Consider the following 15,199-nt stretch of genomic DNA (forward strand, 5'->3'; position numbering starts at 1 on the left):
TGCTTTTTGGTATAACTTATTTAAAATGTGTGTACTATATTTGTGTTGTAATTAAAAGAATTGTTATGGATTCCATTATTAAAGTTGAAAAAATTTCTCAATATAATGCATTAAAGGATATTGAAACAAAACATCCATTGATTAGTGTTTTTGATAATACAAATACCAAAAACTTACCTAATCATTGCAAAATGCATTTTGGTTTTTATGCAATTTTTTTAAAAGCTGGGAATTGTGGTGAATTGAAATATGGTAGAAATACTTATGATTATGATGATGGAACACTGGTTTTTATTAGCCCAGGACAAGTTATTGAAATCAATAATGAAGATAATTATCAACCTACTGGTTTAGCATTACTTTTTCATCCTGATTTAATAAAAGGAACTGCTCTTGGTAAACAGATGAGTCAATATTCATTTTTTTCGTATGATTCAAATGAAGCATTGCATTTGTCTTTGAAAGAGCAACAAATCATTAAAGATTTATTTAGCAAATTGGAGTATGAATTGGATCAGTCTATTGATAAACACAGCAAAAGTATTATGACTAATAATATCGAATTACTATTAAATTATTGTATTCGATTTTATGATAGGCAATTTATCACCAGAGAAAATATAAACACGGATATTCTATCCAAATTTGAAAACTTATTGAATGATTATTTCCTGTCAGATACCACCCAAGATTTAGGGTTGCCTTCTGTTGGATATTTTGCGGATCGTTTGCATCTTTCTCCAAACTATTTTGGGGATTTAATTAAAAAAGAGACGGGAAAATCAGCACAGGAACACATGCAATTAAAATTAATTGATGTTGCCAAGGAAAAGATTTTCGATCCTGAAAAATCAATTAGTCAGATCGCTTTTGAACTTGGTTTTAAATACCCTCAGCATTTTAATCGCATGTTTAAAAAGAGTACTGGCTTTACGCCAAATGAATATAGGATGATGAATTGAAATAGTATTTATTATAATTTTATTTTGATAGTATCCCAAAAAGTGTATGTGTCCTATTTTTTATGATACTACCTAAAAAAAAGAGAGAACCAATTTTGGTTCTCTCTTTTAGTATGATATTATAGAGTATTAGTGTCTTCCATGTCCATTACCATTTCCGTGCCCATTACCTTCATTACCTCTTCGGTTGTCGTTGTTTCCATGATTATCGTGTCCTCTTCGGTTGTCGTATTCTCGGTGATTATCATTACCTCTTCTGTTTTCATATTCTCTGCGATTATTGTTATAACCTACATTTCTTTGCTCATTACCACGGTAACCTCTGTAATATCTTGATCTGTCATTATTAAAGTTTCTGTAAGGTCTTGAACCATGATAATCATTTAAGACTACTTTGTAGCCACTATACAAATCGTAATTTCTATATTGTCTTGGTAAATATCTGGATCTAATCCATCTTTCATCTCCAAAATAAATAAATTGAGTTGCTCTTACATCATAATAGGCTTCAACATCTGGTAGATAATAATACTCAGCTTCAGCATATCCTGAAGGACCCCAATCTGGCCGTGTGCCAATGTTTAAACTTACTGAAACTTGTGCATGTATTGTACTGGATGCAAAAAGTATAATTCCTAGGGCGATTAATTTTAATGTTCTCATTTTTCAAATATTTAATTAGCTATAATTTTATATAAACTCATTTGTTGTTACTTTTTAGTTAAGCCAACAACTGTGCCAATATAATTTTTTTAACATTTAATTAAGGATTGATAGTAAAAATAAAGAGAAGCGGTAAAGCTTCTCTTTTGGTTCTTTTATTTTAATTCAGTTTTAATGTTTTCCATTTCCATGGCCATTATTTCCTTTTTCATGACCACTATTTCCTCCACCATGGTTTTCATTACCACGATTACCATTATTACCGATATTTTTATATGCTTTATTGTTGTTTTTCCCTTTGCCTATTGCTCTTTGAGGAGCACCATGGTATCCTTTGTAATATTTCGCTTTATGATTTTTAAAGTTACTGTAGGGTCTTGAGCCATGATAATCATTTAATACAACTTTATATCCATTGTACAGATCATAGTTTCTGTATTGTACTGGTAGGTATCTTGAACGAATCCATCTTCCTCCATTAAAATAAATAAACTGGGTTGCTCTTATGTCGTAATAAGCTTCTACATCAGGTAAGTAATAATAATCGACATTAGAATATCCTGACGGACCCCATGAGGGAGGTGTACCTATATTTACATTTACTGAAACTTGTGCGTGTATCGAACTTGTTACTAAAAGGATTATCCCTACCGCAATTAATTTTAATGTTTTCATTCTTCAAATATTTAATTAATAATTATTTTGTATTCACTATTTATGTCAATACTTTATCTGTAAATCCAAGAACTATGCCAGTAGAAAGAGGTTAACATATTAATGGGTTTTAGTTTTCATAAAAAAAGAGAAGTTTTCTAGCTTCTCTTTAAATTTATTTTGGAAACCGGATTACAATAAAAGAATCAATAAAAGGATAACGATTATAATTGCACCAACAGATAAATAAACACCATTTCCTGTAGATCTTAACTCAGCATTAATTGCACGAACTTCTTTACGAAGAGCTTTTTTCTCTGATGATTTCATGGATGATTTATCCATTGCTTTGATTTCATCTAAACGAGAAAGCATTTTTTTAACGTTTTCTGGAATTTCTTTTGTATTGCTTGTTACTGTAGTTAGATTTTTTTCAGCAGCAAAAGTAGTTGTTGGAACAAAAGTTAATGACAATACCATCATCATTAAATAGAAGGAAATTTTTTTCATCTTGTTTTTTTTAGGATTAGTTATATGTTTTATTATTAATGTAAAGATAAAATGATCCTCCAAGATAGTACTTATACAATTTTTGCTTAAAATTATATAATTCACACCTTATCATAAAATATTGAATTTTATGCAATGTATTTTAAAATAGAATAATAAAAAGTTTATTTTATTTATAAATAACAGTTCGAGGTTTAGCTAATTCAAAATCCTGAAATCCAAAATCAGTAGTTTCAAAAGAATTAGTTTTGAATACATTTTCTCCTATATCTGGAATTGATGGGTAATAGGAAAGTGATATTTGGAAAGAACTAAAAACTAAATAATCATTATTTATAATAAAACCAATTCCAATTTTTGAATATGTTTTACTTTCACCAAGTCCCTTTTGTGGATTCCCAAGCATAGCAATTGAATAGTTAAAATAAGGATTTATACGAAATCCCCATAAATCCCATGGTGAATATGATTGAGTTTGTAAAGTCAAAATGGCTTTTTGTGTGCCATATTCAGCGCTCGTAAAACCGATTAGTCCATTATTTTCATTAATTGATAACTTATCTCCAATAGAGTTCAATCGGTTTATCCCTAAAATGAGTTGTGGCTTAACAAACTGTCTTACTTTCCATTTCCCAATAGTAATCAAATTAGTGAAATAATTTGCCTGAAAAGAAAAAGCAGTTTGGTTTGTTGTTGATTTATCAAAAAAAGAACCTATTTCTATATTGGTGCTTAAAAAGCCCCATTTATAAAAATTTCCAAATGCTGCTCTGCCACCCAGATAAAAACGACCAATATTGTTTTTATATTGATATCCCCCGGTTATTCCATAAATTTTTCCAATAGGTACATCCTCTATAATTCCATTTTTAAAAATGTATTTGTCTTCAACAAATAGTCGTGAAGTGACACCGATTCCAGTAAGAAAAAATTTCTCTCCAGAATAGAAATTAATTGGATCATATGCCATTGTAGGACTTTCTATGTATTTTACATTTAAAAATCGGCCTGATAATATTAAATTTGTGGTTCTGTCTCCCTCAGTATTTCCATTAAATATTTTAAAAGCGTGTCCCGCCCATATATCTTGTGAATTGTATTTAAAATTTTGTTTGGCATATATCAAATTGGAATCCTGAAGTGTATCTTTTCTAAATTGCTGATCTAGGTAAATTCCAGCGGCCCATTTTGTAAAAGGCGAATAAAAAGGACGATCAATATTCACACTTTTGCCATAATAATTATCCAAATCTATTTGATAATTAAAAGTAGTCTTGATAAACGTATTCTTGATGTTGGGAATACTATAGGTCAAACTATACGCTTTTTTGCCATCGCTGAATCTGGTTTTATATTTATTATCAATTTCATGCCCAGATCCCAAAAAATTTCGTTCGTTTAATTCAAAAGTAGCTCTCGAATTAGAAACAGATCCTTTAGGAATAATACTCCAAGTATCTAATACTCGAATATAAACATCAACTGAATCAGGATTGTTTTTAATTAATTGAGGCGTTATACTAACCCTGCTAACGAATCTTTGGGTTCTAATTAAACGTTCTGATTCTTTTACTAATAAGGAATCTAGCGGTTCATTTTCTCTTATCAGTAATAAGTTTCGAATCGCCAGTCTATTTGTCTTAATGTGTATTCTATTTCCGCTTCTTTCTGCCCAATTTCTAGCTTCTTTTGTAGAATCAATTTCGGAAAATCCAAAAGGATCAAGTGTAGTAATGTTTATATTTCTAATGGTTCTGCCTTCAAAAGCAAGGTATTTTTTGTGGATTACTTTTTTCTTTTTAGTTTTTACATTAACGGGTTCAAAAATTAAATGGTGCAACATTTTAGTGAACTTTCTTTTTTTGGAATAGGTTTGAATATCCTTGTACACTTCAGAAGAATCTTTTTTAGGCTTATTTACCTGAGAAAAAGAAACCTGAGAATAACAGAGTAAAGAAAAAATTAAAATCAATTTTTGTTTTTGTAGCATCTTAAAAAAATTAAATTTAAAATAGATTTTAAATTTAAGCGCCTAGTTTTCAGTCCGATTTATATCAGATTCTGTAGTTGTTTCTGTGGTTGTTTCCGTAAATACCGGAACTGCAATATCTGTTTTAATTATGATTGTTTCTGTTGATGAATCTGAATCAAAAAGTGGTAATTTTATATTGCGCCACGTATAGGTTTTGGGTAAATGATCCCCCATTAAATAGCCCCAAGGTTCTAAGGATTCAATTCTGTCAAAAATTGCTTTTAAAATCGCTAATAGCGGTATGGCTAAAAACATTCCTGAAATTCCAGCAATTGCGCCTCCAATAATAATTCCAATTATCGAAACAAAAGCATTTATTTCAACTTTAGAACTCACAATCATAGGAACAAGTATATTATTGTCTATCAATTGAACAACTATATTTACTACAACAACACCAAGCATAATAGATAAATCCGGTGTACCTGTCAGAGAAGCTACAATACTCAATACTCCTGCAAAAAGAATTCCTATATAGGGAATGAGATTAAGAATACCAGTAATAATTCCTAATAGGATAGCATATTTAAGTCCAATTAACATAAACCCTAAAGTTGTTAATATAGAAACGACAATCATTTCGAGAATTAAACCAATGATGTAGCTTTTTACTGCTACTTTAATTTGATTTAAAATATCTTTCAGTTGTGTATGATATTCTTTTCTAACGAGTTTAGCGAAAAATAACATGAAATGAGTTCGGTATAAAAGAATTAAAAAGATATATATAGGAATCAGAATTAAATTTAGTAATGTGTCGGTAAAGGATAATAAAGTAGTACCAATTATTTCCTTCCCTTTTTCCATCGAGTCCTTAGTGGCGCTGTCAAGATATTTATTTTGTTCTCTGGAGCTTATTTGAAAATTCTCTTTTACAAAATGCTGAATATGATCGAAATGAATATTGAAATTCTTTTCTATTTTGTCAAAATCATCTGTGATAGTACTTATTTGAAAAGATAAGAATATAAGGATACCTACAATCACCAATACAAAAAAAAGTACAGTAATCATTACTGCCAAAACATGGGGGAACCGTAATTTATTTTTAAAAAACAGCACTATGGGACCTAATAATATGGCAAACAAAAACGACATTAATATAGGAATTAATACGTCTTGACCAATGTAAAAAATATAAGTGATACTTATTAAACTTAATAAAACTAATGCAAACTTTGCATAGAAAGGTAGTTTTATGATTTCGTTCATATTTTAGTTTTTATAGATGTTGAAACTATTTCTAAATTTTACAAGCAAATTTGGTAGAATAAAAAATCTAAAGCGTTATAGATTTTCTTAAAATAGTTATATAATTTACACTTATAAAACCATAAATTTTACGATAGAACGAATTAAACCGAAGTGTTTAAAATAAAATTAATCTATAAATTCTGTATCATCAAAATGATTTTTCATAATTGAAATTCCTTTTTGCAAAAGCAAATTATTAGGAAAGATAACCATTTCTCCCGTATGAGTTCTTAAGTAGACATGAAAAGCCCCAATGTCTTCAATCTCAGCTTCTATTGGGAAATCTTTATCATGGATTTTTATTACATCACCAATTTTAAACGGAAAAGAAAAAAACAATATAACACCAGATGTGATGTTACTCAATATGGACCATTGTGCAAACATGGCAACACCTACAACTGTTGTAATAGAGGAAAGTGCAATAAAAATATCTTTAGTTTGAACTCCCCATATTATTATTAAAGCACTTACTGTCAATATATTGATTAATAAGTGAATGTATTTGATGACTAAATTAGTTCTATGTTCAATAGTATGACTCGATTTAGCATAGCGTCTTACCAGTTTTGTAGAGATAATTCGCAATGAAATTAAAAAAACTAAAACAATTCCAGTTCCAATTAGTTCTCGGGTAAAATCATTTAAAAAAAGCATATTTTAGGTTTTATGCTAATTTACAAAAATATTCATAAACTTTATCAGTTGGCATACCCATAACATTAGCATAAGAACCTTCAATTTTTGAAACACCTATAAAACCAATCCATTCCTGAATTCCATAAGCTCCTGCTTTGTCATACGGTTTGTAATTTTCAAGATAATATTGAATCGCTTCGTCGCTTAATTCATTAAAAGTAACTTTCGTCAGTTCATTAAGAACAGTGGTTTCTGAAGCGGTTTTGAAACAAACAGAGGTAATCACTTCATGGGTAGTATTCGATAATGATTTTAGGATTTCAAAAGCATCCTGTTGATCTTTTGGTTTGCCCAAAGCTTTGTCATTGTGCCAAACAATAGTATCACTGGTTATTAGGATGTCGCCGGGTTGTAATTCTCCTTCAAAAGCGCTGGCTTTTAATTCAGCCAAATAATCAGTTATTGCTGACGCTTTTAATTCAGGAGGGTAAATTTCTTCAATTTCTTTTAACTTAATTTCAAAGTCTAAATCTAAATCTTTGAAAAATTGTTGGCGTCTTGGAGAACCTGAAGCTAGGATCAAGTTGTATTTTTTTAATTTATTTTTAAGCATTATAGTGCATATTTAAAGTTATTACAACAATGGATACAATCCCAAAGAGGAGAATCCATTTCAGTAATAAACTCAATTTTTGAAATTCGTTTTTTGTTTTGGCATTCCAAATTTTAAAAGTAAAATAAAGAAGCGGGCCTAATACTGAAAGCATTAAATAAAGTGTGGCAAACTGCAACTGAAATAGATAATTGTTTATGTAAAAAAGTATAGCCAGAATAGGAATGAAACTTAACCCAAAAATAATTTTTGACGTTCGATTGATTCCTATTGCAATAGGTAATGTATTCATTCCTTGACTGAAATCGCCATGTACATCTTCTAAATCTTTTACTATTTCCCTGATGAAATTAAGTATAAACGTAAACAAAGCATAGTCAAGAAGAATAGAGAAAATAACAGCCATTTGCTGTTGATTGCCTTCATAAGTTGCTGGATATAAATCGAAAATCCCAACGATAATTACACTAAACGCAAGCAACAAAGCAATAACGGTATTCCCAATGAGTATCATTTGTTTTAGACTTGTAGCGTAAAAATACAGTGTAGCAGCAATGAGGATAAAAATAGAAGCAAAGCCCGGTTTTTGGATAACATTAGATAAATAAAAACCAATACCAACGCCAGCACAATTCAGCGCAACATATATATTATAAGCTTTTGTTTCTGAAATACTTTTGCCTACTATTACGTTGGCAGGCTTATTTATGGTATCTGTATCTTGATCAAATATATTATTAATAACATATCCACCTGCAGCAAGCAAAACGGTAGATAGGACTAATAGTGTATATTGCCAGTCATTTAAAGCCAACGGAATATTCTGAAATTTAAAAAATCCATACCTGAAAACAAGTTGCATAAAAGCAAGCATGAGCAGATTTTGATAACGAATTAGTTTTATAAATGGGAACATTTATTTCATTTAAAATTTATAATTCAATATTTTAAAATAATAATTAATCGTGTTTCCCGTTAAAATGCGCCATCCATTTTCCTTGTGCTTTCATCACTTGTTCGATTACATCACGAGCGGCACCTTTTCCTCCATTTTTATGTGAAATATATCTTGAAATAGCCTTGATTTCTGGGCTTGCATCTTGCGGACAAGCAGGTAATCCGACTAATTTCATTACGTGATAATCAGGAATATCATCTCCCATATAGAGAACGTGTTCAGGATTAATTTGATATACATCAGTATATTCATCGAATGTTTCCACTTTATTTGGTGTTCCTAAATGGATATCCGTAATTCCTAGATTTCTTAGTCGAACCCGAACGCCTTCGTTGCTTCCTCCCGAAATTATGCAAACATTATAACCGCTTTCTACAGCTGCTTTCATAGCATAACCGTCACGAATATTCATGGTTCTCAGAATTTCTCCTTCATTGGTTACAAAAACAGAACTATCAGTGAGTACGCCATCTACGTCAAATATAAACGTAGTAATATCATTCATTATTTCTTTATAACTTTTTGCCATTATGCTGTATTGATTGTGTTAGTGTTTTATAAATTTTTAGATGATTTTCGTTCAATAAAAAGGCTTCATGCGCTTCGATAGTAGCTCTATCATTGCGTTTTGCCGGTCCTGTTTGCGCATCTTCGGGCGAAAGGATCATTATTTTCTGGGCAGTTTCGGCAATAAGAGGTTTAAGAATTTCAAATGGAACTTGATTTTCCTGGCAAATTTCACTTCCTATTTGGTATAAATGATTGGTGAAATTATTGACAAAAACTGCCGCAACGTGCAATGCTTTGCGTTGTTCTGAATTGATTGCGAAAACTTTATCAGAAATTGATTTGGCTACTTTATCCAATAATTGAAAGTCTGTTGCGTTTTCGCTTTCTAAACAAATTGGAATTGTTTTAAAATCTACTTTTTTGTTCTTAGTGAATGTTTGCAAGGGATAAAAAACGCCTTTTCTATTATTATCATTCAAAGCATTCAAGGAAACACTACCAGAAGTATGGACTACCAAACGATTTTTGAACGGAAGTTTTGATGAAACATCGGCAATCGAATCATCTGAAACGGCTATGATACACAAATCAGCTTCTGTCAAAGCATTCCAATCATCCGTGATTTTACCGTAATCAAGTAACTGCGATACATTCGCAACCTGTCTTGAAAAGACTTGAACCAATTCGATTTCTGATCCCAAATTTTGAGAATCCTGAAATGCCGCAATCAGATGTTGCGCTACATTTCCAGAGCCAATAATTATTACTTTAATCATTTGACAAAATTAGCAAAAAAATATTAAGAGTTTTAGTCGAATTTATCACAGGTTATAAACCGAAATTAGCAATGAAATATGCTTTTTTATCAAAAAAATGAATGCTTAATTTTGGATTAAATTAACAATTGTACGAATATAGAAGTCAACATTTTTAAGTACTTTTGTCGCACTTTAATAAAACGTAATCCCTTACAAATGATTAAAAAAATATACTCTATTTTGTTTTCTACCCGATTAATGGCCATGCTTTTCTTAACATTTGCAATTGCAATGGGAGCAGGAACTTTTATCGAAAGTAAATATAACACTGATACTGCTAAAATTTGGGTTTATAATGCTTGGTGGTTTGAAGCTATAATGGTGTTTTTTATGATTAATTTCATTGGAAACATTAAAAGATATCAATTGTTAAAAAAAGAAAAATGGGCTACATTATTGCTTCATTTGGCTTTCGTATTTATACTTTTAGGAGCTTTCGTAACACGATATATAAGCTATGAAGGGATGATGCCCATTCGCGAAGGCGCAGCAGAAAATCAAGTTTTTTCAGATAAAACCTTTCTTACCGTTTTTGTTGATGGAGATTACAAAGGAGAAATGAAACGCAGAGTTTTTGAAAAACCTTTGTTACTTTCACCAGCTACCAACAATAATTTTACCATTTCAGATAAATTTGCCAACACTAATTTTGAGGTAAAATACAAAAACTTCATTATGGGTGCTACTGAATATATAAAACCGGATCCTAAAGGTTCATTGTATTTTAAAATTGTAGAGGCAGGTGATGGTGGTCGACATGAACACATGTTGAAAGAAGGTGAAATACAAAATATCCACAACGTTTTATTTTCATTGAATAAATTTACTGAGGGTGCAATAAACATTACTATTAAGGGCGATACTAGTACGATTCAAACGCCGTTTGAAGGTAATTTTATGCGTATGGCTGATAAATTACAAGGAAAAGTAACTAAAGGAGATGCACAACCATTGATGATGCGATCGCTTTATACAATTGGTGAAATGCGATTTGTATTTCCTGATCCCGCTGTAAAAGGAATAATAGATTATCAATCTAAAAATGATTTTAAAGCTAAGAATCATGAAGATGCTTTGGTATTAAGTGTTACAGCTGACGGAAAAGAAAAAGAAGTTACAATTTTAGGTTCCAAAGGTAAAATAGGCGAATCTAAAACAGTAAAAATTGGGAATATAGATTATACATTGTTTTATGGAAGTAAAGCATACGTTTTGCCTTTCAAGATAAAACTGAATAAATTTATCGCTAAGAAATATCCAGGAACGGAGAAAAGCTATTCTTCATTTGAAAGCCAGGTTACCGTTCAAGATTCTGCAGACTCATTTGATGCCCGAATTTATATGAATCATGTTCTGGATTACAAGCAGTTTCGCTTTTTTCAATCGTCATTCGATCCTGATGAAAAGGGAACCGTTCTATCAGTAAATCATGATTTTTGGGGTACAGCCATTACTTATGCCGGTTATTTTATGTTGTTTTTTGCTATGATGTCAATTATGTTTACTAAATATTCTCGTTTTGCTGATTTAAAAAGGAAATTGGAAGTTGTCAAAGCTAAAAAAGCGAAGTTAATTACGGTTTTAGTTTTAATGCTTAGTTTTACTAGTTTTAGCCAAGGTCATGACGAGCATCAGCACCAAGCACCAAGTGAAAAACAAATTGATTCTTTATTGAATAAATATAAAGTTCCAGATGATCACGCCGCTAAATTTGGACGATTAATTATTCAGGATGCTGGAGGAAGAATGAAACCGGTTAATACTTTTTCATCTGAATTGCTTCGAAAAGTAAGTCATATGGAAACGTATAAAGGAATGAATTCAGATCAGGTATTATTGTCTATGACACAATATGCTAAAGTTTGGATTGAAGTTCCTATCATTTATATTAAAGCTGGAAATGATAGTATTCGTAAAATTATAGGAATTGATAAAGAAGCAAAATATGCTCCTTTTATATCTTTTTTTGATGAAAAAGGGAATTATAAACTGTCAACTTATTTAGATGATGCGTTTAAAACTGCCAATCCAGATCAATTCCAAAAGGATTTTATCGAAACGGACAAAAAAGTAAATTTAATGGAATCGGCTTTAAGCGGACGAATATTGAAAATTTTCCCTATTCCGAACGATGTAAATAATAAATGGATTTCTTATTTAGAACTGAATGAATCAGGAATGAAAGGAATGGATGCAACTTATACTAAAAGTGTATTGCCATTGTATTTTGGAACTTTAAATGCTGCTGCTGAATCTAAAGATTATAAAACAGCAAACGAACTATTAGAAAGCATCAATGGTTTTCAGAAGAAATTTGGTGCTAAAGTAAGACCAAGTGAAGATAAAATCTCATTGGAAATCTTGTATAATAAATCTGATATTTTTAAGAATCTTTTCATGGCTTATTTTACAATTGGCTGTTTGATGCTTGTTTTTACTATCCTTAACATTATACTAGAGAAAAAGATATTACGTATTTTTATTAATTCCTTTCACGTAATCATTGGGGTCTTATTTGGGTTGCATACTATTGGGTTAATAGCGAGATGGTTTATATCTGGACATGCGCCTTGGAGTAATGCTTACGAATCGATTATATATGTGGCTTGGGCGACAATGTTTTTTGGTTTGGCTTTTGACAGGAAGTCAAAACTTACAGTTGCTGCATCGGCATTTGTGACTTCTATGATTTTGTTTGCGGCTTTTATGAACTGGATAGATCCTGAAATTGCTAATTTACAACCCGTTCTTAATTCGTATTGGTTAATGATTCACGTAGCGGTAATTGTTGCAAGTTATGGTCCATTTGCATTAGGTATGATTTTAGGAACTGTTTCGCTGCTGTTGATTTTGTTTACCAATGAAAAAAACAAAGTTAAGATGGATTTGAATATTCAGGAAATCACCTATATCAACGAAATGGCTTTGACTATAGGTTTGATTATGCTTACTATCGGAAACTTCCTTGGTGGGCAATGGGCTAATGAAAGTTGGGGACGATACTGGGGATGGGATCCAAAAGAAACTTGGGCTTTAATTAGTATCATGGTTTATGCTTTTGTAATTCACGCCAGATTTGTACCTTCTTTACGAGGTAAATGGATTTTTAACCTGATGAGTATGTTTGCGTTTGTATCCATTTTGTTTACGTATTATGGTGTTAATTTTCATTTGGTAGGATTACATTCTTATGCAAGTGGTGAGGCAAAATCGTTAGGATGGATTTGGTATTCGTTAGGTACGATTGCATTGTTTGGAGCTATTTCCTATCCAAAATACAGAAAGTATTATAAGAAAAAATAATTGGATTAATTCCAAAAAAAAGGTTCAACTTTACGGTTGAACCTTTTTTATTTTCAATAGAAAAAAAGCTGTTTATACTTTTCCTAGCGTATATAATTGTTCCATTGTAGGAGTTAAACTTCCGCCTTTAGGTTCTAATGTAATTCCAAAAGCTTCTGCATCAGTTGCGTTATCAACGGCAAATATTTTTTGATCATTAACCTTGAAATTGTCCAATAATCCTATGCTTGTAGGAGTTAATGGATTCAATTTTAATGCCCAAACTTGGTATACCATTCCTTCTGGAGGCTCCGGTAATCCTGCAGCATCTACATAAACCACTTTGGTTTCTTTGTTCCAATATACTTTAGCCGAAGATTGTGGGGCAACTGCCTGTCCACCTAAAGGTACCACAGTATTATTAACATCTCTTATAACCGCTAAGCTAGTTTCATTTGCTTTGCTTTTTAATTGTAAAGCATTCAAATCTTTTTCCATTTTTGCTTTCTCCACTTCAGTATTTGCAACTTGAGTATTAGTTTGCTCTAACTGATTGTATTGGTAACCAATACCAACTAACAATAATACCGCTGCTGCCCAACCAATATATTGTGACCAGTTGCGAGTAGATTCCAACTCGATAACTTTTGAATGTTTGAGCTCTAATTTCTCTTTTATTTTTTCATAGTGTTCCGCAGAAATAAATGGTGAAAAACTTGAAGACAAAGCCACGATAGCTTTTTCTATTGCGATAATTTCGTCGTTTATTTCGGGATTATTTTTTGCCATAGTGGCTACTTCTTCATTTTCGGTTTCAGAGAGTAAACCATAAACGTAGAGTTCTAAAATACCGGATTCTATATATTCTTTTGCTTCCATTATACTTTCAAGTAATTTCTTAAATCATTAATGCAGTTTCGATTGTGAGTTTTAACGGTTCCCAAAGGAATTTCCAATTCCTCCGAAGCTTCTTGTTGGGTATACCCTTTAAAAAACAGTAAATCTATTATTTGAATACACTTGGGTTTTAGCTTTTTTACAAACTCTTGAATCCCAATGCTATCAATTTTATTGACTAGTTTGTTACTATCGTCAAATAGATGTACGAAATTATCTGAAGAAAGGTTTTTTTGACTGTTATTAAAATTTTTAGAACGCAGTTTATCAATAGAAGTATTTCTGGCAATATTTAGAATCCAAGTATAGAAACGCCCTTTGCTTTCATGGTAGGAATCAATATTTTTCCAAATTTTGACAAATACTTCCTGAAGAACATCTTCGGCTTCTTCTCTATTTTTTACAAGAACATTGATTACTGCAAACAAGCTTTTTGAATACATATCATAAAGATGTGTGAATGCCTTTTCGTCTTTCTTATAAATTAATACTAACAATTCATCTTGAGTCATATATTTTTCATTTTGCTTTTACAAACTTATACATTCTTATTTACAATTGGTAAATTTTGTGAATAGCTACTTCAAAATAAATCTTAAAAGAAAATAATTGTGTTTTATTTAAATGTTTAAATATGTGAAAATCAATATTTTAAATAATTATTTAATTTTTTTTTATGGTTTTCAAAACCAAAACGAAAACAATCCCGTAAATGCTCTTATAACCTTTTAATTCTAAACAAAATGAAAAAAACAAAAATGATATTAGGTCTATCGCTAGTTGCGGTTTCGGGCTTAATTTTAGTAGCAGCTGATCACGTAGATGCACCAGCAGTAACAGGGAATGCAGCAGACATCACTGATGTATACACTTTTCAGGGACAAGACACAAACAATCTTGCATTTGCAGTAAACACACAAGGATTGTTAAGTCCTAATGCTACAGCCGCGGCAACATTTAATGAAAATGTTATGATTGAAATCAACATTGATAACACCGGTGACAATGTTGAGGATTTAGTTATTCAGGCTATCAAAAGAGATGACAAGATGTATTTCTTTGGTCCTTATGCTCCAACAGCTACGGGAATTTCAAGTACAATTAAAAAGGAAGCTGCTTCAGGAAATGTAACTATTTCTACTTATGGAGCTACTCCTATAATAGCGGAGAAAAACGGAATGAAATTTTTTGCAGGGCCAAGAGACGATCCTTTCTTTTTTGACTTAGGGCAATTCAAAGCAATACTTGGTGGAACAGCTTCTGGATTCAATAATCCGGGCACAGATACTTTTGCAGGGACAAATGTACTTTCGTTAGTAGTTGAAGTTCCAAAAGCAATGTTAGGTACTTCTAGTACTTTGAATGTATGGGCAGAAACTAAGAAAAAACAATAACTAATTTTATTTT

15 protein-coding genes are annotated in these 15,199 nt (G+C 31.2%); 3 read left to right on the forward strand and 12 right to left on the reverse strand.

What is annotated here, in order from left to right; genetic code table 11:
- The first annotated feature begins 65 nt into the window (after positions 1 to 65).
- A complete protein-coding gene (locus tag T410_RS11650) occupies positions 66 to 962 on the forward strand; it encodes an AraC family transcriptional regulator (RefSeq protein ID WP_035671892.1) in 897 nt (298 codons plus the stop codon).
- A 129-nt stretch (positions 963 to 1,091) separates the two neighbouring features.
- Here T410_RS11650 and T410_RS11655 read toward each other — a convergent pair whose 3' ends face one another.
- The 10 genes from T410_RS11655 to T410_RS11700 form a co-directional block, all read right to left on the reverse strand.
- A complete protein-coding gene (locus tag T410_RS11655; protein ID WP_035671894.1) occupies positions 1,092 to 1,625 on the reverse strand; it encodes a hypothetical protein in 534 nt (177 codons plus the stop codon).
- Between the two features lie 171 nt (positions 1,626 to 1,796).
- A complete protein-coding gene (locus tag T410_RS11660) occupies positions 1,797 to 2,300 on the reverse strand; it encodes a hypothetical protein (RefSeq protein WP_035671896.1) in 504 nt (167 codons plus the stop codon).
- Positions 2,301 to 2,471: 171 nt separating this feature from the next.
- A complete protein-coding gene (locus T410_RS11665; RefSeq protein WP_035674460.1) occupies positions 2,472 to 2,789 on the reverse strand; it encodes a hypothetical protein in 318 nt (105 codons plus the stop codon).
- 169 nt (positions 2,790 to 2,958) lie between these two features.
- The gene (locus tag T410_RS17085; RefSeq protein WP_035671898.1) at positions 2,959 to 4,779 is read right to left on the reverse strand and encodes a hypothetical protein; all 1,821 of its coding nucleotides are present in this window, start codon (positions 4,777 to 4,779) and stop codon (positions 2,959 to 2,961) included.
- A 42-nt stretch (positions 4,780 to 4,821) separates the two neighbouring features.
- Entirely contained in the window at positions 4,822 to 6,033 is a 1,212-nt protein-coding gene (locus tag T410_RS11675) for an AI-2E family transporter (RefSeq protein WP_051929405.1), read from the reverse strand.
- A 168-nt stretch (positions 6,034 to 6,201) separates the two neighbouring features.
- Entirely contained in the window at positions 6,202 to 6,732 is a 531-nt protein-coding gene (locus T410_RS11680; protein WP_035671901.1) for a mechanosensitive ion channel family protein, read from the reverse strand.
- Positions 6,733 to 6,742: 10 nt separating this feature from the next.
- Positions 6,743 to 7,327 (reverse strand): Maf-like protein, encoded by a 585-nt coding sequence (locus tag T410_RS11685; protein WP_035671904.1) that lies wholly within the window; start codon positions 7,325 to 7,327, stop codon positions 6,743 to 6,745.
- Complete coding sequence (locus tag T410_RS11690; RefSeq protein ID WP_081897834.1) at positions 7,320 to 8,243, reverse strand: geranylgeranylglycerol-phosphate geranylgeranyltransferase; 924 nt, start codon at positions 8,241 to 8,243, stop codon at positions 7,320 to 7,322. Before T410_RS11690 ends, T410_RS11685 begins: the two co-directional genes overlap by 8 nt.
- A gap of 43 nt (positions 8,244 to 8,286) precedes the next feature.
- A complete protein-coding gene (locus tag T410_RS11695) occupies positions 8,287 to 8,814 on the reverse strand; it encodes an HAD family hydrolase (protein ID WP_035671910.1) in 528 nt (175 codons plus the stop codon).
- Entirely contained in the window at positions 8,798 to 9,571 is a 774-nt protein-coding gene (locus T410_RS11700; protein ID WP_035671913.1) for a Rossmann-like and DUF2520 domain-containing protein, read from the reverse strand. Before T410_RS11700 ends, T410_RS11695 begins: the two co-directional genes overlap by 17 nt.
- 198 nt (positions 9,572 to 9,769) lie before the next feature.
- Between T410_RS11700 and ccsA the strand changes: the two genes are divergently transcribed.
- Positions 9,770 to 12,916, forward strand: coding sequence for a cytochrome c biogenesis protein CcsA (gene ccsA / locus T410_RS11705; RefSeq protein ID WP_035671916.1), 3,147 nt, complete (start codon positions 9,770 to 9,772; stop codon positions 12,914 to 12,916).
- A gap of 72 nt (positions 12,917 to 12,988) precedes the next feature.
- Here ccsA and T410_RS11710 read toward each other — a convergent pair whose 3' ends face one another.
- Both T410_RS11710 and T410_RS11715 read right to left on the reverse strand, forming a co-directional pair.
- Positions 12,989 to 13,774, reverse strand: coding sequence for an anti-sigma factor domain-containing protein (locus tag T410_RS11710; RefSeq protein WP_035671919.1), 786 nt, complete (start codon positions 13,772 to 13,774; stop codon positions 12,989 to 12,991).
- Positions 13,774 to 14,304, reverse strand: a complete 531-nt coding sequence (locus T410_RS11715) for an RNA polymerase sigma factor (RefSeq protein WP_035671921.1) — start codon at positions 14,302 to 14,304, stop codon at positions 13,774 to 13,776. Before T410_RS11715 ends, T410_RS11710 begins: the two co-directional genes overlap by 1 nt.
- A gap of 231 nt (positions 14,305 to 14,535) precedes the next feature.
- Between T410_RS11715 and T410_RS11720 the strand changes: the two genes are divergently transcribed.
- Complete coding sequence (locus tag T410_RS11720; protein WP_035671924.1) at positions 14,536 to 15,186, forward strand: DUF4331 family protein; 651 nt, start codon at positions 14,536 to 14,538, stop codon at positions 15,184 to 15,186.
- Positions 15,187 to 15,199: the final 13 nt, after the last annotated feature.

Source organism: Flavobacterium sp. 83, assembly GCF_000744835.1.
Classification (GTDB): Bacteria; Bacteroidota; Bacteroidia; order Flavobacteriales; family Flavobacteriaceae; genus Flavobacterium.